At 41.8% G+C, this 25,147-nt stretch carries 14 protein-coding genes; all 14 read right to left on the bottom strand.

Features of this window, described 5'->3' with window-relative positions:
• Positions 1 to 10 precede the first annotated feature (10 nt).
• The gene (locus B7723_RS03095; protein WP_084849191.1) at positions 11 to 703 is read right to left on the bottom strand and encodes an alpha/beta hydrolase-fold protein; all 693 of its coding nucleotides are present in this window, start codon (positions 701 to 703) and stop codon (positions 11 to 13) included.
• Entirely contained in the window at positions 684 to 1,694 is a 1,011-nt protein-coding gene (locus tag B7723_RS03090) for an ABC transporter substrate-binding protein (RefSeq protein ID WP_084849192.1), read from the bottom strand. Before B7723_RS03090 ends, B7723_RS03095 begins: the two co-directional genes overlap by 20 nt.
• 19 nt (positions 1,695 to 1,713) lie before the next feature.
• Positions 1,714 to 2,469 carry an ABC transporter ATP-binding protein gene (locus B7723_RS03085; RefSeq protein ID WP_000364120.1) on the bottom strand — a complete coding sequence of 252 codons (756 nt, stop codon included), beginning with the start codon at positions 2,467 to 2,469 and terminating at the stop codon, positions 1,714 to 1,716.
• Between the two features lies 1 nt (position 2,470).
• Positions 2,471 to 3,517 carry a FecCD family ABC transporter permease gene (locus B7723_RS03080; RefSeq protein WP_084849193.1) on the bottom strand — a complete coding sequence of 349 codons (1,047 nt, stop codon included), beginning with the start codon at positions 3,515 to 3,517 and terminating at the stop codon, positions 2,471 to 2,473.
• A 233-nt stretch (positions 3,518 to 3,750) separates the two neighbouring features.
• Positions 3,751 to 4,362 carry a CadD family cadmium resistance transporter gene (locus B7723_RS03075; protein ID WP_084849194.1) on the bottom strand — a complete coding sequence of 204 codons (612 nt, stop codon included), beginning with the start codon at positions 4,360 to 4,362 and terminating at the stop codon, positions 3,751 to 3,753.
• 718 nt (positions 4,363 to 5,080) lie between these two features.
• Positions 5,081 to 5,350: a 30S ribosomal protein S15 gene (gene rpsO, locus B7723_RS03070; RefSeq protein WP_001018251.1), complete on the bottom strand. Its 270-nt coding sequence runs from the start codon at positions 5,348 to 5,350 to the stop codon at positions 5,081 to 5,083.
• Positions 5,351 to 5,641: 291 nt separating this feature from the next.
• Positions 5,642 to 6,334 carry a phosphoglycerate mutase gene (locus B7723_RS03065; protein ID WP_042768625.1) on the bottom strand — a complete coding sequence of 231 codons (693 nt, stop codon included), beginning with the start codon at positions 6,332 to 6,334 and terminating at the stop codon, positions 5,642 to 5,644.
• Between the two features lie 163 nt (positions 6,335 to 6,497).
• Positions 6,498 to 6,725: a hypothetical protein gene (locus B7723_RS03060; RefSeq protein ID WP_239827358.1), complete on the bottom strand. Its 228-nt coding sequence runs from the start codon at positions 6,723 to 6,725 to the stop codon at positions 6,498 to 6,500.
• Positions 6,722 to 6,979 (bottom strand): hypothetical protein, encoded by a 258-nt coding sequence (locus B7723_RS03055; protein WP_084849195.1) that lies wholly within the window; start codon positions 6,977 to 6,979, stop codon positions 6,722 to 6,724. Before B7723_RS03055 ends, B7723_RS03060 begins: the two co-directional genes overlap by 4 nt.
• Before the next feature lie 135 nt (positions 6,980 to 7,114).
• Positions 7,115 to 7,495 carry a hypothetical protein gene (locus tag B7723_RS03050; RefSeq protein WP_084849196.1) on the bottom strand — a complete coding sequence of 127 codons (381 nt, stop codon included), beginning with the start codon at positions 7,493 to 7,495 and terminating at the stop codon, positions 7,115 to 7,117.
• A 151-nt stretch (positions 7,496 to 7,646) separates the two neighbouring features.
• Entirely contained in the window at positions 7,647 to 13,094 is a 5,448-nt protein-coding gene (locus tag B7723_RS03045) for a ZmpA/ZmpB/ZmpC family metallo-endopeptidase (protein ID WP_084849197.1), read from the bottom strand.
• A gap of 233 nt (positions 13,095 to 13,327) precedes the next feature.
• Complete coding sequence (locus tag B7723_RS03040; RefSeq protein ID WP_084849198.1) at positions 13,328 to 13,708, bottom strand: hypothetical protein; 381 nt, start codon at positions 13,706 to 13,708, stop codon at positions 13,328 to 13,330.
• Positions 13,709 to 13,954: 246 nt separating this feature from the next.
• Complete coding sequence (locus tag B7723_RS03035) at positions 13,955 to 22,033, bottom strand: ZmpA/ZmpB/ZmpC family metallo-endopeptidase (protein ID WP_084849199.1); 8,079 nt, start codon at positions 22,031 to 22,033, stop codon at positions 13,955 to 13,957.
• A gap of 293 nt (positions 22,034 to 22,326) precedes the next feature.
• Complete coding sequence (gene ileS, locus B7723_RS03030) at positions 22,327 to 25,119, bottom strand: isoleucine--tRNA ligase (RefSeq protein ID WP_071851238.1); 2,793 nt, start codon at positions 25,117 to 25,119, stop codon at positions 22,327 to 22,329.
• Positions 25,120 to 25,147: the final 28 nt, after the last annotated feature.

Genomic DNA, 25,147 nt, shown 5'->3' with positions numbered 1-25,147 from the left:
GATATTTCTTTTATTCGATTTTCCATTTTTGGGACAACCAGTTGGAAAAGGCTAGAAATCGCTCAGCAACTTGCTCATGATGCCCAAAAGGATCAAAAACAAACTGACCAGTCAGATAACGTTTCTGAAGACTGGTATGGATCTGCTCAGCATAGGCTGGTGCTTGAGCCAAGCGATTGGTATGATGGGCTCCTTCTGTTTGGCCATTCTGTAAATACAGCAAACAATCTAAATTTTTCACCTTTTCTTCCTTGCAATAAGTCACAAAATCAGGATACCAAAAGGAACCACAGATAGAGAAGACACAGGAGACCTTGTCAAAGCTGAAAAGACTGTATACTGCCACCAAACCACCTAGTGAGTAACCTCCATAAGCAAGGCGATTTTTGTCCAGGCGATAAAGCGACTGCAACTTGTCTAAAAGATCTCCAAATAAATGACTATGATAGGCATTTGCCTGACCGCCAAAATCTGGAGCCCCCTCTCTCAGAGCAACTGCCTTCCATGGAGTGTAGTCGTCTAGGCGATTTTTAGAGGTCAAGCCCACTAAAATCACAGATTCTGAAAGGGAAGATAGAAAATCCAAGTTTCCATCATTCAAGAGAATAGCTGGATAGGTTTGGTTAGGATCATAGGTCGAAGGAAGGCTGATCTTAACTTGAATCCCTTCCCAATCAAACTCATTATTTATTGATAAAGTCATTGATTTTTTCAAGGGAATCAATTACTGCTGGACCATAATCCATCAACTCATCGTAAGAAATGGTCATGATTTTTTGATTCTTAATAGCAGGAACATTTTCCAAAACTTCATTTGCCTTCATCAACTCTACTGCGTTAGCATCCAATTTTTTATTGCGGTCGCTGGTTACATAGATAATCAACTCAGGATCCATTGACACGAGATTTTCCAAGGTCAAGCCTGATGTTCCCGTTGCAACGTTGGTATAACCAAGTTGATTTAACAAGTTTTCTTGCAAAGCAGATTTGTAAGCACCGAAGGTTTCGTCATTATAAGCAACCATAATCAAAGCCTTTTTCTTTTCACCTTGGTTTGTTGGGTTTGCTTTCTTAACAGCGTCAATTTTAGCTTGTAATTGGGCTGCGTATTCATTAGCCTTGTCCTGAACATTGAAAATCATTCCAAGATTTTTGACATCTTCTACAATATTTCCCAAATCTTGCTGAATCGTTGAGAGAGAAGCTTTTTGTGTATAGACTGGGATTTTATTTTCATTCCAAGTGCTAACTGTTCCCAAGGATTTTTCAGAAAACATCATGTTTCGACCCATCACCGCATCTGGCTCATAAGAAAGGACTGTCTCTTGTGAGACTGTTTTTTTATCCCCAATTTGAGGAATGGTCGCAATCGCATCCTTGTATTTGTCCGTCACAGCATTGTCAGGGTTAAGCATGCCAGCAATTTTATCCTTCAAGCCTAACTCCAATAAGATTTCAGTGGTTGAAAGATTGTTGGTGATAACTTTTTCAGGTGCCTTGTCAAAGACTTGTTCGACTTCATTTCCCTTAGCATCATAGGTCTTGACCGTTAGCGGATAAGTCGTCTCTGTGCTGGCCTTTTGGCTTGTTTCTGTGCTAGACTGTGTGGTAGTTTTTTCTGTAGTAGTATTACCACAAGCTGCCATGGTTAGGGTAGCTACTGTTACGAGTAAAATGCTTAGTGTTTTTTTCATCTTGTTTTCCTTTTCATTTTTATAAATAGTGAATCATGGCTTGCTGATCCTCGGTCCAAGTCACCTGACTTTGAACTCCGTATACAGTTTGCAATGACTCAGGGGTGATGGTCTCCTTTGGAGTCCCTTGGTAAAGGATTTCCCCCTCTTTCATCAGATAGAGATAATCCGAATAGCGACAAGCAAGTTGAATATCATGTAGGACAGCTAAAACATTGACCTTGAGATTCTTCACAATGGCCAACAAGTCTAACTGGTACTTGATATCCAGGTGATTGGTTGGTTCGTCCAGGAGCAAGAGAGTGGGTTCTTGCGCCAAGGCGCGTGCTAACAAGACTCGTTGTTTCTCCCCCCCTGACAGGGACGAATAGAGACGAGTTTTCTTCTCAAGCATATCCACCTTGACGAGAGCATCTTGAACGAGGGCATAATCTCTTTCCTTTTCCTTCTGTAAAAAAGACAGGTGGGGAGTTCTTCCCAGCAAGACGATTTCCTCAACTGTACAATCAAACTGCAATTGATTAAACTGGGTAACAACTGCCATCTGCTTAGCCGTTTCTTTGAGTGACCAATGCTCCAGTGGCTTTCCATCTAAGCTTATCAAGCCTTTGTCCGCCTTTTCCTGACGATAGAGGAGTTTAAGCAGACTGGTTTTCCCACTTCCATTTGGCCCTAATATCGTGTGAAATTGATGCCCCTCAACCTTAAGAGAAACTCCTTTGAGGATTTTTTTCTCTCCTAGTCCAAAGTGGACATCCTGACAAATCAAGTCCATATCAGGCCCTCACCTCCCTTCGCCTTCCTCCAACAATGTAGATAAAGAAGGGAGCACCTACTAAGGCTGTGAAAATGCCAATCGGCAACTCAGCGTTTGGAATGATGATACGAGAGAGTACATCTGCCCAGATGACAAAGAGGGCACCCAGTAAGGTCGCAACGGGAAAAAGCCTCTTGTAATTCGTTCCTACTAACCCTCGAGCTAAATGTGGAGTAATCAGACCGACAAATCCAATAATCCCACAGGTTGCCACTAAGACAGCTGTCAGCACAGCCACCATTGTTACATAAAGATACCAATAAAAGCGTAAAGGAATCCCTAAAGTTAAAGCAGTCTCATCTCCCATCATCATCGCATTAAAAACACGATACTGGGTAGCGAAAAATAGAAAGGCCAATCCTACTACTATAGTTGGCAGGACTAAGTCAAACCAAGTAGTCCCTGCAAGCGAACCCATGGTCCAAAACTTAATGGTCATCACACTGTCCGCATTAGCGCCAACAGAGATAATAAAGTTGGAAAATGCCAGAAAGAGAGCATTGACCACCGTTCCTGATAAGATCAGACTAGAAGTCGTCATCCTGCCCTGCATAGAGGCAATGATAAGGACAGCAATTGTTGCCAAGATAGCTCCAAGAAAAGCTCCAAGGCTAATCACCAATTTTAAACCAAGAATGATGCTCAAAGTTGCCCCTAGAGTTGCACCCGCAGAAATTCCTAAGACATAAGGCTCTGCGATGGGGTTGTTTACCGTGGACTGCATCACGCTACCACACATAGAAAGACCAGCCCCTACTATCAGACCTAACAATACTCGGGGGAATCTCATGTTCCATACAATGGCAAGAGTAGACTTGGAAACCTCTCCTATCTCAAGAGGAAATCCCAATCTACTCAAAATGATCCGATAGGTATCTCCTAAGTCAATCGCTACGGATCCCATAGAAACAGCTAGAAAAAGTGAAATCCCTAAAATACCTAGCAAAACACCTAAAAGTAACACAAATTGCTGGTCTTGTCGGCTTCCAGAAAATTTGGAAAGCATGCAAACCTCCTTTGATAGAATCTTAAAAATTTAGAAAATTCTCATGAAAAGTATACCATATTTTCAACAATGGAACAAGATGAGAAAAATAAATATAGTTGGTCTTACAGTGCTAATAATCGTAACCGAAGATTATACTTAGGTATATCGAGGTAAAGTGACAACATAAAAAGCCCTCTAAAATTAGAGAGCTGATTTGAGCCCGGGCTAAAATCCTAGTGAAACAAAAAAATCTACACGATCAGAAAAGTCTCTATCGTGCCATTTTCATACATGATGTATAGTCCAAGTAGAATGAATACTATGGGCACAATGATTCGCTCGTATTTTTCAATTGTCTCGAATATTAACGGAATAGAGGATAACACCCGACTAATCTCGCAAAAGATAATTATGCCGATTACAAACACAAGCAACGCCACGAGGGTCTGTGACCAATCTAACGAAGCAAAATAAGGTATATAGATACCTAAATTATCTCCGCCAGACGCAATTGTCAGCAATGTAACTGTCCAAAACAGTTGATTTGCCTTGCTTTGTTCTAATCTTTCAATAATTTCTTCCTCTTCTTCCTCACCTTCTCCAACAATTGCAAAGCGAATCCCTAAATAGATAGGGATTAAACCAAGCAATCCAACCATCCATTCTTCAGGCACGAAATTAACGACATAAGCAGCAACTAAACTCGCCCCTACAAGTAAGCCTGTTCCTAGATATTGCCCCGCATAAATATGCCATTTCTGTTTATTCTGTGATAGCTGTGCAAATAAAATAATTAAAATAATTAAATAATCGATACTGGTGGAAATATAAACACCAATAGCAGATATGATTGTCTGTCCCATAAAAACCTCCTGTATTAGTTAGTAATAAATCAGCAGATTTTAGGAGAGCACAGACACATTAATTTAGCTATCGCTAGTGGGTAATGTCGAACGTAGGAAAGCATTTTACTCCTCCTCAAAACGTAGTTACAAAGTAATTTCTAACTGGAATTCGGTGACTACTTCCATGTAAAGTATAACATACTATACTTTACTTCGTAAAGTGTGGGCTCTCCGAGGGGGCTTGCAGACAGTTACTCGGCTTGAAAAGCCGAGTAACTGCGCACCTTCATGGTGTCATTAGCTGATACCATTTGAGGTTTTTGTAGTCACTCAGCAGATAGTAGGAATTTTCCGTCTTGTTTTTGTAGTCTCCAAAATTGTGACCGATAAAACCTCAATAAAAAAGCCCTCTGAATATCAGAGAGCTTGATTTGAGCTCGGGCTATAATCCTAGTGAAAAAGATGAAACTCCTTGTGTTCATCGAACACTGTGTCCTTTCCCTATTTTCATACGGATTTTTGGCGCCCTTAGCATCATAATTCTTGCTGGATAAAACGTTTATAGACTAGGCGACGAGGCGAAGATTGTACAAAAATGTTCGTGAAACAAAAAATCTCCCCGAAGGGAGATGATCTGGTTTATTTTACCTTACAGTGCTAGGAACCGTAACCGAAGATAATACTTGAGTATATCGAGGTAAGGTGACAACGCAATATAAGTGGAAAATAAAGCAGATTAACGACGAAGTCCAAGAGAGTTGATCAACTCACGGTAACGGTTAACGTCGTTTTTACGCAAGTATGCAAGCAAGTTACGACGGCGACCGATTTTCTTCATCAATCCACGGTAAGTAGCGTGGTCTTTTTTGTGTTGTTTGATGTGTTCGTTAAGGTGGTTGATTTCCCAAGTAAGGACAGCAACTTGAACCTCTACTGAACCTGTATCACCTTCGTGACGTGCATATTGTGCAATGATTTCATTTTTTTTCTCTTTTGAGATTGCCATGATGTTTCTCCTTTTTATTTGGCTTCATCCGAGTGACAGGTTGGCATGCCTGTAACCAAGAAGAAGTTATTTGTCTTTACGACAGTTCTTATTCTACCAAGAAGCAGAGACTTTGTCAACTGATTTACTGTTTAAAACCTTGAATTACTCTACTGATTTCAGGGCTTCAAGCATATCCACTTTTCTTACAATTAAGTCACTCTTTACTATCATTATAAGGCTTTTTCAACTGGTTGGTAACTAGAAGCAAAAACAAAAAAGCCTAGGAACCCTAGGCTTTCTGTTTATAGATTATTTTCCAAGGTAGTATTCAGAAACTACATTCAATTTTTCGTCGAATTCGAATACCAATGGTGGGAAGTTAGGGATTTCCACGTCCATGATTTCGTCATCTGATAATTGTTTGATGTGTTTTACAAGGGCACGGATTGAGTTACCGTGAGCTCCTACGAATACGTTTTTACCATCTTTAAGTGCTGGAGCGATTTTGTCTTCCCAGAATGGAAGGGCACGTTCCAAAGTCACTTTCAAGTTTTCAGCATCTGGGATAACTGAGTCGTCAAGTGAAGCGTAACGACGGTCAGTGTGAGCTGAATGCTCATCATCACGATCCATGTTTGGAGGCAATACATCGTATGAACGACGCCAGATGTGAACTTGTTCATCACCAAATTGTTCAGCAGCTTCAGCCTTGTTTTTACCAGTCAAACCACCGTAGTGACGTTCGTTCAAGCGCCATGATTTTTCAACTGGAACCCACAATTGGTCAGAAGCTTCAAGAGCCAAGTTTGTTGTTTTGATTGCACGTTTCAATACTGAAGTGTAAGCTTGGTCAAATTCGATACCAGCTTCTTTGATCAATTTACCAGCGTCAATCGCTTGTTGTGTTCCTTTTTCAGACAAATCAACATCAGCCCAACCAGTGAAAAGGTTAGCTTTGTTCCATTCAGACTCACCGTGGCGAGCAAAAACCAATTTTACCATTAGATGGATTCTCCTTTTATTTTTCGAGGTTTCCCTCGTTTATCTATTCTATTTTACACAATTTTTCACAAAAAAGCTAGTTAAAATCAACTAAAAAGAGAGAACAGTGTCCTCTCATCTAGTTATTATTAATTCGCGATATTCAATCAAGAAACGATTGCAATTATTTGTTATTTAAAGCATCAATTAAACGATCAGTATTCTTAGTTACATTAGTATCATTGTAACGATTATGAATTAGACCTCCAATTGTTTCTTTGCAATTTTCAAGATTAGCTTTTTCAAATACTACCACACTGACAACATGTGTTCCACCAGAAGTAAGATGCAAAACTAGTAGAGTCTGAAAAGCGCTTAGCACTGTTAATACATCATAAGCCGCTAATATCAATCCTCCGATAAATGAATTTGCATCATTGAAAGGCCAATAAGAGCGAAAATTATATCCCAAGCAAATGATTTGAAATCAAGACGAAATGAACTATCTACACTTGCAACATGATCAACAGGAATTGTTTTATTTTGAGAACCCAGTGGAATAACTTTTAAAATAGTAGGGTTAGAAGTTTTTATAAAGACTCCCTCTAAAGTAATGGAAGCTTTTAAATAGAATGTTAAATACGATGTAATGAAAGATTGTTTCATAATATTCTCTTTTTATTTTTTCAAGTTGTATTACATCATGTTTTCTTATAAAAAAGCATTTTGCTAACATATTCTTTTGCCAGATAATTCTTTAAATAAAAAAACAACCCTCAAACGGATTGTTTCACTAGACTATCAGACAAGGCCACGGACTTCTTTCAAAAATTTAGAAAAAGAAACAGCGCCTTTAATGATTAGAAATCCTCCTATCCACTCGGTCGCTGAAAGAAAGCCCAGCACGCCACCAATGATAAATAAAATAGATGGCAGCATTCGAAGTTGTTGATCCTCTTCGAAATAGATTAGCATAAAGGTTCCTAATGCAATCATCAAAATCTTAAAAAATGTCAGGAGCAGGGAAAAGGCAACCGTGGCAACCAGCATTTTTGAAGGATCTTTATAGATGATGGCCCCAGTATAGGATAGCAAAAATCGTAGAACAGGTCCCAAAAGCAAGGTTATACCTGCCAGCATACCCAGTCTCCAATTGAGTCGAACCAATCTATCTCTCTCCATAAGAACCTCCTTCTCTCGTAGCTATCATTCTACCACATTTCCCCAAGAAACAAAAGACCTTCTCAGTCACAAACAAATCGCCTACCGGCTTTCAGACAGCCCGACATAAAAAGAGAAGATCTGTCGATCCTCCCTTTTCATTTTCCACCCCTTATTTCTTAAAAATAGAGGTTCTGAAGTCGTTTGTTTGGTCAAGATAGGCCTTAAAGATTGCTCTCTTCAACTTATGAACGGCACTATCATACTCTGGATTATAGTTGCTCCAACGAGGACTTACAGCATCCTTGAGAACAGCTTGATCCATGAGGGCTTGCAATTCACTCACTTGATTGATGGTCTCTGTCGTATAGTTTGGCCATGATTTTGTCGGATCTTTAAAGGTCACTTGTTTCAAGTTTTTAAACTGATCCACACGTTCTTTATACATGGCTTTCTTAAAGGCAGCCCAAGATGCATACTTGCCTTCAAATACCTTGTCCAATACAAGTTTATCGGTCACCAATCCGCGTTCTTTACCATAGAGATTGATAGTTTTACCTTTTTGTTTGGCAACTTCTTCGTATTGGTTTGAGATATAAGGTACCATTCCATCCTTAAAGCCTTTGGAAGCCAAAAGTTCGTAAGCGATCCGACGTCCCATAAGGTCACCAGGTGTTCCTTTCTCACTGCTGAGAGCTGAATAGATTGGGGCAAAGAGTTTAATCGTATAGTATCCATTTCGCTCGTAGTCTCCAGATTGGTACTCACGAGATGACAAGATGTTATGGTCAATCAAACTATCAAAGTTAGTTAGTTTTTGGGCCTCTGCTTCTGTCAATTCTTTGACTACGTTAGTAGCGTATACCTCATTGCCATCTACTGGATCTTTCACATACTTGTTCTCAATCTTTCTGAGAGCCGCTATTTTCTGGTAAACATTTAGTTTGTTAACGATTGATTGCCCTTCGAGGTATTCCAGCATGTAGATAAGGTCAAACATGTTATGGACATAGCTCTGAAGATCTCTTGCGTTTTGGAATCTCTCTGTCGGATCCAAGACTTGCAGACGGGAGCCCTCTGTACTATCTGATGTTGAGTGTTTCAAGATAGAATTGATGGTAATGGTTGCGTCACTTGGTTGGTCAGGGGCTTGCAATAAGCCTTTTGCAAAGAACTCTGGTCCCAAGCCACTTCTTCGACCATAGCCACCAAGGTAGATATCCTGATCGGAATCATGGGTCATCTCATGGGTATACGTAATGGCTCCATCCTTGTCCAGCATACGGTAAGACATATAGTAGACACCATCCCCTGTTGCGTAAGCTCCATGCTGGTTGTGTACTACCTTATTGCCAACTGGTCCAAAGAAGTTCTTCATGGCAGTATTGGAACTATCAAACTTAGCCTCCACTGTGGCTTTTCCAGAGGTTGTGTCATCCCCAAACTTATAGGCATCATAAAGGAGAATCGTACGATAGAGTTTTTCACGTCCCTCATTATCTAAAATACGATACCAATAATCGTAGTGATCTCGCTGACGTTTGGCTGTTTCACGCGCATTTTCTTCTACAAAATCATTGAGAGCCTTGCCCGCTTTATGCTCGCTATTGCGGTAGCGATCATAGGCTCCAAATCCTAGGCTGGACATGGTCGAGATGACAAATACTGATTTCTCTGGCAAGGTTAGGAGAGGCAAGACCATATTGCGGTATTTCCATGTGGCACTAGTAATGCGGTCATAGACACCTATAGAATACTTGGTGCCAGCTTGCTCTTGCTTGGCTTTAACCTCTTCGATAGAGGATTTTTCTTCGACGATGTAAGCCTTAGTCTCTGATTTAAACCAGTCATTGTTGCTTTTCTCTGGTAAAAAGACTTTTCGGTAATGTTCTAGCGTGCTAAATAAATCTGTCGTTCCATGCTGGTTGGCAAGACTGATACCATAAGTATCGACATTATTCTTAGCTAGAAGATTGTTAAAGCCAGATTTACCCAACTCAATCAGAGTGTCCAGTGGTGAAGCATTTCCCTTACCAAAGAAGTCCAGGTGGTACAGAACCAGGTCTTTGACGTTTACTTGACCATAGCTGAAGTTATACCACCGTTCCAGATACGTCAAACCAAGTAGCAAGGCTTCCTTGTTGCGCTTGATTTTATCTACAAGATAGCCCTTGGTAACTGGGTTGTCACCAGCCAGTCCGGCATCAGCTGACAAGAGTTTTTTCAAACTGTCTTCCAAATGTTCCTTTGTTTTGGCAAACTGGTCTTCTAGATAGAGCTCGGTTTGCTTCACTTTTGGAGAAATACCGAGTGTCTTTCTGATGCCTTCTGAATGGTAGTCCACCTGCTGCAATTCAGGTAAGACTTGTTTGATGATAGAGCTTTGGTCATACAAGAATTGGTTTGGCGTATAGAGAAGACCCGTATTTCCTAGACTATATTCTGCTAATTTGGCAAAATCAGCCTGGTATTTGAGATTGAGTTTTTCAGATGAATGGTCCTTGTAGTGTAGCAAGAGTTTGTTTGCAGTCTCTTTGTTAGAAACAATGTCTGTGATGACTTGGTCATCCTTCATCATAACTGCTGACAAGAGCTCTTTTTGATATAACAGACTGTTCTCATTGACCAGATTTCCGTATTTGACGATAGTTGCCTTGTTATAGAAAGGTAGTAATTTTTCAATATTTTTATAAGCCAAAGCGCGCTTAGCTTGATAATGGGCCACCTTAGAAAAATCACTTTCTTTACTACCACTTGTTGAAAGGGGCTCCACTGTTGGTAGAGTGAGAGGATTGATGGCTGCTTTTTTGCTTTCGATTTGGGAAGCATCCAGCATTGTTCCTCTTTCTTCAAAGGATTCCTTGCTGACGACCTCATCCTTGACCATAGTGACATTGTAGACTCTGTTGGACTTGCTACTGAATGTGTCCTTCACCTTCATTCCATTGTAGTGGTAGCCGGTAATGGCATTTCCGTTGGTTACATTGACATCACTGAGAACATTGGTCAATCTTCCAGCATGCTGTTCCTCATTAGTTTTTCGATCCCACAAATAGCCTGCTACTCCCGCGACTCTACCAAAGTGCTTGGCATTGTTAATATCGCCTTCAGCATAGCTATCTTGGATTTGTGCATCCTGATCTACTAGACCTGCAAGACCACCCACTGTCTGATCTGAACTATTTGTGTTGGACGAAATGGCTACTGTCGCTTTTGACTTAGTAAGTAAAGCCTTGTCACCTGTCAAATGACCGACCAGACCACCGATATTGTAGACAGCAGTCGTCTCATACGTGTTGATAATTCTTCCCTTGAAACTGCTCTCTGTGATGCTTGATTGATCAGCCTTAGCCAGCAAACCACCGATACCACGTTCACCGGCGAGAACACCATCAACGTGAACTTGCTTAATCTTTGTGCCATTCTGAGCTTTATATGCTAGTGAACCGATATCATCTTTCCCTGAAATAGAGACATTTTTCAGACTCAATTTTTCTACTGTGGCGCCATTCAAGGTTTCGAACAGAGGCTTTTTCAAGTTGTAAATAGCATACTGCTTGCCATCTTTTTCACCGATCAGCTGACCAGTAAAGATACCCTTGATGTAGGACTTTTCATCAGATCCCAGTTCCACTTCGTTGGCATTCAAACTGGCTGCTAAATGATAGGTTCCAGAGAGATTCTGGTTGATAGCTTTGACTAGGTTGCTAAAGGAAGTAAAGGTTGTTGTTTCCTCTGTAGCCTTCTTAGCTAGGTAGAAGGTGAAATTATCGACATATTTATTTTCTAGCTCTTGCTGGAGATTCTCAGCCTTGGCTGTGATTTTATAAACTGGCTGGCCATCTTTCGATTCAGCCGTTATTGAAGCGACTGGTAGATAGACATCTTTAAATGACGAGGATTTAACCTTGACAAAGTAAGTGTCTGGATTACTTGGGACACCGTCTAAAGAAACGTGTTGTTTGTAAGTACCATTGGTCTGACCATACAACTCCAGATCCGAAACATTTCTTAATTCAAGTGTTTTTTCTGGATCTTTTTCTTTTGGTTTTTCTGTCGGAGCTTCCGGTTTTACTTGCTCGGTATTGCCCGTATACTCTGGAAGAGGAGCGACTTGTTCCGGTTCAACGACGGCTCCTGCTTGAGTGCCTGTATAGGCTGGTGTTTCAGTTGTCTCTGGGGCTACTATTGCACCAGATTGCGTATCTGTATGCTCTTGTGTCGGTGGCACCTGTTCCGGTTCTACGATTGCTCCAGACTGCTCGCCTGTATAGTCTGGTTTGTTAGTCGTTTCTGGTTCCACCAAAGCCCCTGACTGGACGCCCCCAACCTCTGGCACAACTTTTTCCGGTTCAACAATGGCACCAGCTTGAGTTCCCTGATACTCAGGCAATGGAGCAACTTGCTCGGGTTCAACGACTGCTCCTGCTTGGGTGCCTGTATATTCTGTTTTTTCAGCTGTCTCTGGGGCTACAACCGCTCCCGCTTGCTCGCCTGTATATTCTGGTAATGGAGCCTGCGTCTCAGGCTCTCCTTTTCTTGCAGACTGAGGTGCTTCACTCGCAGCTACTGCCTTCTTAGTCCCTTTCTCAACTATACGTGGCAAGGCTTCTTCTACTTTAGTTGAGAGAACTTCCCGAGAAATTTCTTGGTTTTCAACTGTGAAAATGCGAACAAGTTCAATCTTCTTCCCAGCACGACCTTCTTGTTTGACATGGATGGTTCCCTCTGTTAGTTCTGGATTTTCCTGCACCACTTCTGAAAAGTCTAGTTTGGTTACAATCGCTTGGTCTTTGTATAGGAGTTCTGGTTTGTTCACGCGACCAGCCAAGACTTCATCCTGAGGATCCACACTCGCAAGACCAGACGGATTTTGATTGGATGAATCTTGAGAAGGGATTGGTTTTTCAGCAGGGAGTGTAGGGGATGGAGCTTTCTGCTTATCTCCTGCCTTTTGCCCACCCTCATTGGTCTGGAAATGAGGTTGAACCGTATAGTCAAGTTTCTGATCCCTAGCAACAGTTTCTTGCTGATTAATCTCTTTGTCTTGCTTAATATAACCTAGGTAGGTATAACCCGATAAGGCGCGTGGCAATGGCAGACTATCTCCTTGAGATAATTGATATTCTTGATTGTACTGGAGCAAAAGTTGATTTTCAATAGCCTGAACTGAAGAAGCCAAACCGCTACCCATCCCTGTTACCAAAATCACATTCAAGAGAGCTTTCTTTTTGCCTTTCTTTTTCGATACGACAAAAATAAGAAGGCTAATCGAAGCTAGGACTCCACCTGATAAAACGCTAGTAAGGCTATTCTGCCCACCTGTATTGGGCAACTGACCTAGCTGGGCTTCCTCATCCATACGGTAGACTAGATAGTAAGTGCTCTCACTATCTTCAGCAATCTTCGGAATATCCTTGACAATCAAGTCCTTTTCTTGCCCACTCAGCTCCGTATCCGTCACATATTTGTAGTGAATAGCTACATTTTCTTGAGCAAATACGGTTCCACTACTCGCAATGGACACAAAAAATAGGCTTGAAATCGAAGCTGACACAAGTCCAATTGCTAATTTTCGTAAGGAGAAACGATGCTGCTTCTCTCCAAAAAACTTTTTCATTCTAAATCCTCTCAACTTTTACCTTCTATCAAGAAATTAACTAGTATTATATTTTGATATAGGTATTTCACATCCACCATTATACTATAAAAATACTTCCTTGTCTCAAATAAATACTTTGAATTTTATTAATGTAAAAGCTTATTTATCCTGTCAAATTTACCCCTGGTTGATGACAAAAAAAGAAGGCTAAGCGCCTTCTCTTATTTGAAAATATTCCTAACAAAAAGTCATTATTCTTGAATCTCGAATTTTTTCAAAAGTCCAAAATAGAGGGATCCACCAATGATTGTCAGAATTCCTCCTACCCAGCCCAAGAATGGGATCAATCCAACAGAACCACCCACGATAAACAAAACAGACGGTGCAGGAGTCACACGCTCATCGTCCTTGTAATAGACAATAGACACAATTCCTAAAACCAAGACAGCAATTTTCACCAATGAAAAAATAATTATAAAAATCCTCAATATACTATCTGTTGCAACAGGGTCTTCCGTCACTGCAGCAACCCCGACAGCTATCATAAACATAACAACAGGCGCCAACAGTAAAACAATACCTGCGATAAGACCAAAAATCGCGTTTACGCGAGCAAGTGTATTTGTTTTCATCTGAACCTCCTTAAAAATTTTTACTGCTATCATTTTATCATATTTTCATGAAAAACAAAAGAAATTTCAAAACGAGTATACTAGATGGTGAATGATTTCAAATTTCTATCCAGACATTTAGACTAAGAAATAGGTCCTGTATCAATTTGTTTGTAAGTTATTCGTCTTCTCCACTAAGCAAGCAATTCCATAGAAAAAAGAAGATCACTTAGATCTTCTTTTTTCATGTCTATCTTTGCAAGATGCTTATCTTTCAAAAATAGACTGTCTGAAGTCGTCTGTCTCACGAAGATAAGCGTTGTAAATCTTCTTCTTGAGCAGGTTAACCCAGCTAGCTTCGACACGGCTAGTAGCATTGGTAATGTTGCGTACATCCTCTGCCACGGCTGCGTCCATCAACTGCTGCATCTCTGCATAAGAACGAATGGTTACTTTCTTGGTACTGTTTGAATTTTTAAGCTCGTACTCAATGGTGATTGGCTTCAGCTTGGTCAGCTGATCAATTCGCTCCTTATACATGGCCTTCTTGAAGGCTGCCCAAGAGGTGTATTCACCCTTAAATACATTTTCCAAGACTTTCTGGTCTGTCACGAGACCGACATCTCTTCCAGACCATCCGTCCCACGTTTTCTTCCCTTCATCGAAGGCTTCCTGAGAGTACTGACCAGAAACATAAGGGACAAATCCGTCATGATAGCCCTTGGCTGCCAGTAATTCATAGGCTGTGCGACGGAACATAACGTCACCAGGTGCTCCATTTGGATTGCTCAAGGCTGAGTAAATTGGTGAGAAAAGGCTGAGGCTGAGGTAGCCATTTCGACCATATTTCCCACTTTCCTTGTTCTCCCGACGAGTGATCACATCATTTTCAATCAGGGAATCAAAGGTCTTCAGCTGCTTGATTTCCTCAGCTGTGAAGCTTCGCGTCTGGTTACCTGCGTGGGTCTCCTTACCATACTTATCTGTAATATAGTAATTCTCCATCTTCCTGAACCACTGTAACTTGGCAGCATCACTCTGCTTCAGCATAGAAGTACCTTCTAGATAGTCCAAGGTGTAGATCGTGTCAAACATGCCATGGACATAGTGTTGCAGGTCTGCTGCATTTTGAACACGATCCTTGAAATTATAGGTATGCATACGTGTCTTAGAATCCTTGTCCACCTTGAAGAGAGTATTGAGCGTAATGGTTGGTTCATCTGGGCTTGGCGAAGATTGCAAGAGTCCACGAGCATAGAGTTCCGCACCCAAGCCCTCACGACGACCATAACCTTCAAAGTAAATTGCACCGTCAGAGTTATGGGTCATCTCATGCGTGTAGACTGAGTTTCCATAGTCTTCTAACAATCGTGCTCTATCAAAATGGGTAACACTTCCCGTAGCATAGGCATTATAGCCTTTGCTTGGATACCACTTGCCGGCTGGTCCAAAGAATTCCTGCATAGCCTGTGATTTTTTGTCATTAGCTGGTGCCCAATAGCTTTGTCCTGCTTTGTCAGTCAAGAAGAACCCATCATAAACCAGAACAGAACGGAAGAGCTTGTCCTTGCTTTCTGGACTCAGAATCTTATACCAGAAATCATAGTGGTCGCGCTGGTATTCAGCTGTTTTTCTCACTCTGTCTTCGACATATTCAACTAGTTCTGCGTCTGTTCGCACTCTGTTATTGGCATCCAGGCGGTAACGATCATAAGCTCCCATAGAGAGGGTAGACATATTAGAGATAGCATAGACACCTTTCTCAGTCATGGTCAAGAGTGGTAGGAGCATGCCCTTGTGTTCCCAATTATCTGCAGTAATCTTGTCGTACACACCGACAGAGTACTTGCTCTTGCCCTCGGCTGCGTCCTGAAGCTGTCTCGCTTCTGCTACATCGGACTTAGCCTCAACGATGTAGGCTTTTGTATTGGTCTTGAGCCATTCATTATTGGTCTTGTATGGTAGGAAGAGCTGACGGTAGCCTTCAAGGTAATTGAAGAGTCCTCGCTTGCCAGTTGCTTCAGAGAGCGAATTATCATACGCTGTATAGTTGTTCTTAGCCTTGAGATTCTCCAATCCTGATTTCCCTAAAGCTATAATTGTATCAAGAACCGAAACGTCATTCTTACCATAGAAATCCATCTTGTAAGCCGATAAGTCCTTAACATTAAAGTTATCATAGTTGATATTGTACCAACGATGAAGATAAGTCAGACCTAATAGGAAAGCTTCTTTATCAGCAAGAATCTTCTTAACAAGATAATCCTTAACTACTTCACTTTCAGTATTGATAGCCTTATCCATAGCCAGAACTTTTCGTAGTTCTGCTGACAGTTTGCTTTTCACTTGCGTAAATGCGGTGTCTAAGTATAGTTCATCCAAAGAAGTATCTGCGGCTACTCCGAGAGCTGTACGCATAGCTGGCGAATCAAGAACGACCTTGTTCAGCTCTGGCAACACTTGATTTAGAATACTAGTATAATCTGATACGAAGGCTTCTGGAGTATAAAGAAGGTCTAATCCCTTCATCCTATACTCAGCAATACCTCGATTTACGAAATCTCCCTTATAAGATATTTCTAGGTAATCAATAGTATTGTCCATGTAGTGAAGCATCAAACGGTTAATTCCGGTCTTGTTGCTATTGATATCAGTGATAACCTGGTCACCCTTCATCGGAACAACATCCAGTAGGTACTCCTTATTCAACTTATGCTCTTTCGGAATCTTGTTCGCAAACGAAACAATGGTTTCTTTATTGTAGAAAGGAAGCAGTTTCTCCATATTTGCATAAGAATATCCGCGGTCAAATTGAGCATTGTTTACTTCACCATAGTCGACAAAACGCATATTTAGATTAGTGTCATCTAGACTAGTTGTTATGTCCATAGCAGTCAGTTTTTCTTCCATTTCTTCTTGAGTAATTGTAGAAGTAACAAACTGATCGTTTTTCAAGGTTTCACTTTTGGCAACTTTATAGGCTTGCGTAATGCGGTCGTTTTTGTATCCCTGATCCCCAGAAATACTGTAAACATTTGTACCACTAACATTACTGATAACATTATCAACCAAACCATTAAAGTAGTTCGAACCGACCACTCCACCGATTTGACCGTTAGTAGTTGAATTATATAATTTTCCAGTCACATAAGATTTGGTAATTCGAGCATTGTTTTCTAGACGTCCAACCAAACCACCGATACGTTGTTCATTTGATCGAGCACCACTAATAATCGTTACATCTGCTTTGCTTTGGCTAAGAAGAGATTCTCCTCCTTTAAGGCTCGCAACCAAACCACCTACGTTATAAGCTTTGATGTGTTGATTGTTAGATAGGATGGTACCAGTAAAGGAACTATTGGTAATTTGCGTATTGGTTCCATTAACTACTAGACCTGCTACGTTAGAAGCGTTGCCTACTACCGATACTCTCCCCTGAACAGAAACGTCAGTGATTCGAGCATTTTCCGCATTGCGTGCCAGTGCAGCCGAGTCATAGGTACCCACGATATTCACATCTTTAAAGTCGATATTGGTAATAGAAGACCCGTTCTTCATGTTTTCAAATAAAGGCTTGGCTAGATTGTAAATCGCGTATTGCTTACCATTATGACTACCTGTCAGACTACCTGTGAAGTTCCCTTTGAGGTAGACATAATCTGCAGGTGCAAGGTTGACCTCGCTCGCATCCAAATCAGCTCCCAACACATAGTTTCCTGACATATTTCGCTTCATAGCGTCTACTAATCCAGCAAAGCTGGTGTAGACATTTTGCTGACTAGGGACTGCCTTACTGATATAGAAATCGTGCCCAGACTTGTAGCCCGTCTCACTTTCTTGGACGAGTTCAGGAAGGGTTACATTAACCTTATAGACTGCCTTGCCATCTTTCTCTGCTTCAGAAATACTGTGAACTGGTAGGAGAATTTCCTTGGATTCACTTGATTTGATCTTGACGAAGTAAGTAGACAGATCCGTAGGCATAGAGCTCATTGATACAAAGCGCTTGTATTGGTCGTTTTCTTTATGATAAAACTCAACAGAATCAATATCACGGAAGGCAATCTTCTTGTATTCTAGCTCAAAGTTACGACTGTCTGTTTCAAACTCAGTAAAGCTGCCATTATCCAGTTCATAAGTCAACTTGGTTTTTAGAGTGTAGCCTGTGTAGTAGTCTAGGTCGCCAATTTTCAAGCTGCCAGCGAAGTTGGTAATTGGAAGAGTGCGAATCAGCTGGTCTCCCTGATACAATTCTGCAGTCGCTGAACGGAAGGACTGGGTCTGGTCTTCCAATCTATATTGGACCGTCACCGACTTATCATCAGCATTCTCAGTCAGACTTAGAATGGAAACGGTCGGCTTGACTTTAGGCACTCCATTTAGAGCTTCTTTGGCTGCTGTCAGGCTAGCAAGAACTTGGTTGACCTGTACTTGTGTAGCAGTTTGATTGTTCAAAACTTTGTCTGCCTTGGTCAATTCGTCAGTATAAGCTGTCTGCTTTTCTGAATCCGCATTCTTATATTTAACCGAAGTTTTAACCGTTGGATTTAAATCGTACTCAGTCTGAAGAGCTGTTTTAACAACTTCAGGACCACTTAATTGAGCCTTGGCTTGATTGATTTGTTCCACCAGTTGGTTGACTTCTGCTTGGCTGGCTTGGGATTGGCTCAGAATCGCTTGACCTGCCGTCAAAGTAGCATCATAGTTAGCTTGATGACTCTGACTATCGTTGAAATAACGAGCCTGAGCTTTAATCTGATCCGCTTCTGCCAAGAGATTATGCAGTGAAATTAAATCGAACTCCTCTAAAGCTTCTGCTTTTGGTGCTTCGTTCGGTACCATGCTTGGTTTAGCAGTTCCAACTTTGACGATTTGCGTTACAGGAGCTAGTGTTTCCTCATTGGACAACTCTTGACGGTCAACAACTTGACCGTTAGAACTGTAGACACGAGTCTTGATAGTTCGTTCACCTTGGACTCCCGGAGTTGCGATTTGACGAGCATCTCGAACAAGCTCATCCGTATATTGCTCCTCGATATTGAACGCAATTTTCTCTACGCGAATTTCGTCGGTATAAGTCAGTGGGTATTCCGGCAAAGCGTCTGCTTTCGGTGCTTCATTTGGCACCATGGTTGGTTTAGCCGTGCCGACTTTGACAATTTGCGTTACGGGCGCCAAAGTTTCTTCATTAGACAACTCTTGGCGGTCGATTTCCTGACCGTTGGAACTGTAGACGCGGGTCTTGATAGTTCGTTCACCTTGGACTCCCGGAGTCGCGATTTGACGAGCATCTTGGACCAATTCATCCGTTTCTTCTTCACGAATGCTAAAGTTGATTTTCTCTACGCGCGTTTCATCTGTATAAGTCAGTGGATACTCTGGCAGAGCGTCTGCTTTCGGTGCATCGTTCGGTACCATAGTTGGCTTAGCTATGCCGACCTTGACAATTTGAGTTACGGGAGCTAGGGTTTCCTCATTAGACAATTCTTGGCGGTCAACAACTTGACCATTAGAACTGTAGACACGAGTCTTGATAGTTCGTTCGCCTTGGACTCCCGGAGTCGCGATTTGGCGGGCATCTCGAACAAGCTCATCCGTTTCTTCTTCACGAATGCTAAAGTTAATTTTCTCAACCCGAGTTTCATCGGTATAAGTCAACGGATATTCTGGCAGAGCGTCTGCTTTCGGTGCTTCGCTCGGTACCATATTTGGTTTAGCAGTTCCTACTTTGACAATTTGCATTACAGGAGCCAAGGTTTCCTCATTAAACAATTCTTGGCGGTCGACAACTTGACCGTTGGAACTGTAGACACGGGTCTTAATCGTACGTTCACCCTCAACACCTGGTGTTGCAATCTGGCGGGCATCTCGAACAAGCTCATCCGTTTCTTCTTCACGAATTGTGAAGTTAATTTTCTCAACCCGAGTTTCGTCAATATAAGTTAGTGGATACTCTGGCAGAGCGTCTTCTTTCGATGCATCGTTTGGTACTACGGTTGGTTTAGCCGTGCCGACTTTGACGATTTGCGTTACCGGAGCCAAGGTTTCCTCATTAGACAATTCTTGGCGGTCAACAACTTGACCATTAGAACTGTAGACACGGGTCTTAATCGTACGTTCACCTTGGACACCCGGAGTTGCGATTTGACGAGCATCTCGAACAAGCTCATCCGTTTCTTCTTCACGAATTGTGAAGTTAATTTTCTCAACCCGAGTTTCGTCGGTATAAGTTAGTGGATACTCTGGCAGAGCGTCTTCTTTCGGTGCATCGTTTGGTACTACGGTTGGTTTAGCAGTTCCGACTTTGACGATTTGCGTTACCGGAGCCAAGGTTTCCTCATTAGACAATTCTTGGCGGTCAACAACTTGACCATTAGAACTGTAGACACGGGTCTTAATCGTACGTTCACCTTGGACACCCGGAGTTGCGATTTGACGAGCATCTCGAACAAGCTCATCCGTTTCTTCTTCACGAATTGTGAAGTTAATTTTCTCAACCCGAGTTTCGTCGGTATAAGTTAGTGGATACTCTGGCAGAGCGTCTGCTTTCGGTGCATCATTTGGCACCATGGTTGGCTTAGCCGTGCCAACTTTGACCACTTGCGTTACAGGAGCTAGAGTTTCCTCATTGGATAATTCTTGGCGATCAACCTCTTGACCGTTAGAACTGTAGACGCGAGTCTTGATCGTGCGCTCTCCCTCAACACCTGGTGTTGCAATCTGGCGACTACCCTCTGGAATCTCATCTGTATATTGCTCGTCAATAGAAAAATCAATCTTTTCTATTCTAACCTCATCATTTGTAGTCAATTCCAACTCAGAGTTCTCTTGAACAGGCGCTGTTTCTGGACTGGTGCCATATTCTGTCAGTTCTGGAATCTCTTGAACTGGAGGCGTATCAGAACTGGTGCCATACTCTGCTAATTCTGGAACTTCGTGAACTGGCGCTGTATCAGGATTTGTCCCATATTCCGTTAGTTCTGGAATCTCTTGAACTGGAGATGTCTCGGGACTAGTGCCATACTCTGCCAATTCTGGAACTTCGTGAACTGGTGCTGTATCAGGATTTGTCCCATATTCCGTTAGTTCTGGAATCTCTTGAACTGGAGATGTCTCAGGAGTTGTGCCATATTCTGCCAATTCTGGAACTTCGTGAACTGGCGCTGTCTCAGGAGTTGTGCCATATTCCGTCAGTTCTGGAAGCTCATGAACTGGCGCTGTCTCAGGAGTTGTGCCATATTCTGCCAATTCTGGAACTTCGTGAACTGGAGTTTCTTTTTGTATCGAGTTAGCTGGAGCTGTTCCAACTAAAATAATTTCAGAAACAGGTTCAAGTGTCACTTGATCAGAAATCATTTCGCTTTTCACGATTTCTTGACCCTTACGATAATGACGAGTCACAACTGTACGTTGACCTCGAACACCTGATTGTATAACTTTTGATTGACCTTGAGCCAATTCATCTGAATATTGGTATTTTGTCTGATAAGGAAGTTCTTGGACTGACTTTTGCTCACTAATTTTTAGTTCTGGCAGGTCATAAGCGGTGCTTAGACGAGCAGATTCTCTCTCCTTGGCAGCTATAGCTTCTCTTTCTTCCTCAGTTAAAGCATCCCCCTTATCTGAAACAATCTCTTTCATATCAAGATTTGTTTCACTCGGTTTAAGTTCACTTCCCTTCTCTTTCTCCAAGTCAAGTGTCGGATTTTCCTTCTGAGCAGAATGAGCTAAATGACTATCATTTTGTTCTTCATTCTTTAAGTAACCGATATAGTCGTAACCGTCAATTTTCAATGGCGCTGGAAGTGCATCTCCAAGACCCAAGTTAAGACTTTGATTATATGCCGCAAGTTCGATATTCGTCACTGCTAAGACTGTTGGAGATAGCAGTATGGATCCCATTCCAGTTACCAACAAGATCGAAGATAAATACCTCTTCCCATTTCTGCCTCTAACAACTACAAGCACTAGTAATGCAAGACCTATCGCTGTAAAAGTTGATTCCCAAAGACCGGAATGACCTGTTTTAGGTAATACTCTGGACGAATCCGCTTGAGTAGTCGGACGATAAACTAAGTAATAAGTCTCTGAAGCATCCTCAACATGCTTTGGAATCTCCCTGATCAAGGCACTCTTCTCTGCCTCCGTCAATTCAGACTCCACTACGTAGTGGTATTTGACCTGAGCAGACTGCTGACTTTGAATTTCTGCTGCCTTTACAGAAGTCAAGTCCCCAGTTATTTGCCCACTCAAAAAGAAGCTTCCAATCGTCGCCGAAACGAGCCCAACGGACAACTTGCGGAAAGAAAAGCGCTGTCGTTTTTCTCCATAAAACTGATGTTTCATTCTCAAAATTTCCTCTTCAATATATTATTCAATCCTTTCTATTCTACCTGATTTCACTTGATTATTCAAATTATTTGTCGCGATTTTTAGAAGCAACACATGCTTTTGAAAAGTACCAAAACACGACTCCTATTTTAAAAAATCTCAGAAAATCAACTTAAAACTTTTCCTACAAATGTTGAATTTCTACATCTTTATCCTAAGCTTTTACCAGCAAAAAAAGAGAGAAATGACTTTCTCTCTTTTACCTTTCCTCTCATCTTAAACTATGAGAAGACATATTTCTAATCTGATTATTTCGCTTCAAATCCTTCTGCAACTGCATCCGCAAAGTTTTCTTCTACGATGCTTGCACAGTGGTCACAGATGACTGCGTGGTAACTGCGTTCTGCAGTAGTTGGGTCGATACGACGGCAACGGTCACAAACTTCACCTGTAGCGCGTTCAACTGTAAAGGCAACATCCTCAAAGCTAACTGCGCCTTCTGGAGCTATACCTTCAGCGATGGTCAATTCTGACACGATCAAAAGTTGAGCCACATTGCTATCTACTGCTCCAAGAAGAGTTTTCACCACTTCATTTGGGTAAACTGTCAAGTGGGCTTCGAGTGATTTACCGATTACTTTTGCATTACGCGCTTCTTCCAAGGCTTTTTGAGCCTGTCCACGGAAGTCCATGAAGGCTGACCATGTATCCAAAATTTCTTCTTGGTTAGCAAAAGTTTCCGCTTCTGGTAATTCAGACAATTGAACAAATTCTTCAGCTTCAAACTCAAGATATGACCAGATTTCCTCTGCTGTGTGAGGAAGGATTGGTGTCAAGAGTTTGGTGATTTTGACAAGAATGTCATAGAAGACAGTCTGCATTTGACGGCGTTCAAGTGATTTGGCACCTTCGATGTAGACAACGTCTTTCGCAAAATCAAGGTAGAAGGCTGACAAATCAACGTTGATAAAGTTCACCAAGGCCTTGTAGATTGTCAAGAATTCAAAGTTTGCATAAGCATCACGAATAGTCTTCACAAGCTGGTTAAAGCGAATGGTCATGTACTTGTCAACAGAACGAAGCTCATCGTAAGCCACTGCATCTTGAGCTGGGTTAAAGTCAGATGTATTGGCAATCAAAAAGCGAAGTGTGTTACGGATCTTACGGTAAGTTTCAGAGACTTGGCTCAAGATATCCATAGAGATACGCACGTCGTTGCTTGAGTCAACACTTGTTACCCAGAGACGCAAGATTTCCGCACCAAATTGTTTTTCAACATCACTTGGAGCAATGGTATTCCCAAGAGATTTAGACATCTTCTCACCTTTACCATCAAGGGCAAATCCTTGTGACAAGATTTGTTTGTAAGGAGCAACGCCATGGTTAGCAACAGATGTGATAAGTGATGAGTTGAACCAACCACGGTACTGGTCAGAACCTTCAAGGTATAGATCTGCTGGGTATTTAAGTTCTGGACGGTTGACCACCACTCCATTCCATGATGAACCTGAGTCAAACCATACGTCCATGATATCTGTTTCTTTCTTGAACTCGCCATTTGGTGAACCTGGATGAGTAAATCCTTCTGGCAAGAGGTCCTTAGCATCACGTTCCCACCAGATGATAGAACCGTGTTCCTCAAAGAGTTGAGCTACATGTTCAATAGTCTCAGCAGTCATGATTGGCGTTCCGTCTTCAGCATAGAAGATAGGAAGGGGAACTCCCCAAGCACGTTGACGAGAGATTACCCAGTCACCACGGTCACGAATCATGTTGTAAAGACGCACTTTACCCCATTCTGAGTGGAACTTCACTTTTTCAATTTCGTCCAATATTTCTTGGCGGAATTTAGATACAGAGGCAAACCATTGTGGAACAGCACGCCAGATGATTGGTTTTTTCGTACGCCAGTCAAATGGGTATGAGTGAGAGATTTCTTCTTGAGCAAGGAGCAAATCGCCCAGTTTTTCGATAACAGTCGGCACAACCTTGTCATAGAACTGACCCGCAAATTCAGGACCAGCATTTTCCATCATAATACCGCGTTCGTTCACTGTTACAGCAACTTCAAGGCCGTTGGCAACACCGACATTGTAGTCGTCCTCACCAAAACCAGGGGCTGTATGGACAATACCTGTACCAGAGTCAGTCGTAACGTGGTCACCAAGGATCACCAACTCATCTACAGCTGTATCCCATGGGTGGACTGTCACAATGTGGTTCAATTCTTGACCACGGTAGGTTTCCAAGACTTGCACATCCGCCCAGCCAAATTTCTCAGACAAACTGTTCAACAATTCTGAAGCAACCACAAACTTACGAGATTCACCAGCTGGTTGTACCAATACATAATCAATATCTGCTCCAACTGTCAAACCACGAGATGCTGTGATAGTAAATGGTGTAGTGGTCCATACGACAATATAAGTATCTGTATCTAGCACACCTTTTCCGTCTTTGACGCGGTTAGCATAGTAAAGGGAAGTTGAAAGCAAGTCATGGTATTCAATTTCCGCTTCTGCAAGGGCTGACTCAGATGACCATGACCAGTAGACTGGCTTTGCACCACGGTAGATGTAGCCTTTCTTAGCCATTTCTCCGAAGACACGGATCTGAGCCGCTTCATAGTCTGGAGTCAAAGTCACATAAGGGTTTTCCCAGTCACCAGAAACCCCCAAACGTTTAAAGTCTTCACGTTGTTTATCAACTTGAGAAAGAGCATACTCGCGGCAAAGTTTCAAGTACTCAACCAAGTCCATTTCTTTGCGTTTAACGCCTTGTTTTGCCAAGACTTGCTCGATTGGCAGACCATGTGTATCCCAACCTGGGATGTAAGGGGCGTAAAATCCAGACATAGATTTCGAACGAACAATAATATCTTTAGAAATCTTGTTCATGGCATGTCCAACGTGGATATTTCCATTTGCATACGGAGGTCCATCATGCAAGGTGAAATGTGGTTTCCCTTGGTTCAATTCTTGACGACGTTGGTAAAGTTTTGCTTCTTCCCATTCTTTTTGCCAAACTGGTTCTTTGGTTGGAAGACCAGCACGCATAGGAAAGTCTGTTTTCCCTAGATTGAGGGTTTCTTTAAGTTTCATTGTTACTCCTTTAATTTAAAATGACAAA

Origin of the sequence: Streptococcus oralis subsp. oralis (assembly GCF_002096435.1) — a bacterium.
In the GTDB taxonomy this organism is placed as follows: domain Bacteria; phylum Bacillota; class Bacilli; order Lactobacillales; family Streptococcaceae; genus Streptococcus; species Streptococcus oralis_AA.
This window is presented reverse-complemented; position numbering and strand designations above follow the sequence as displayed.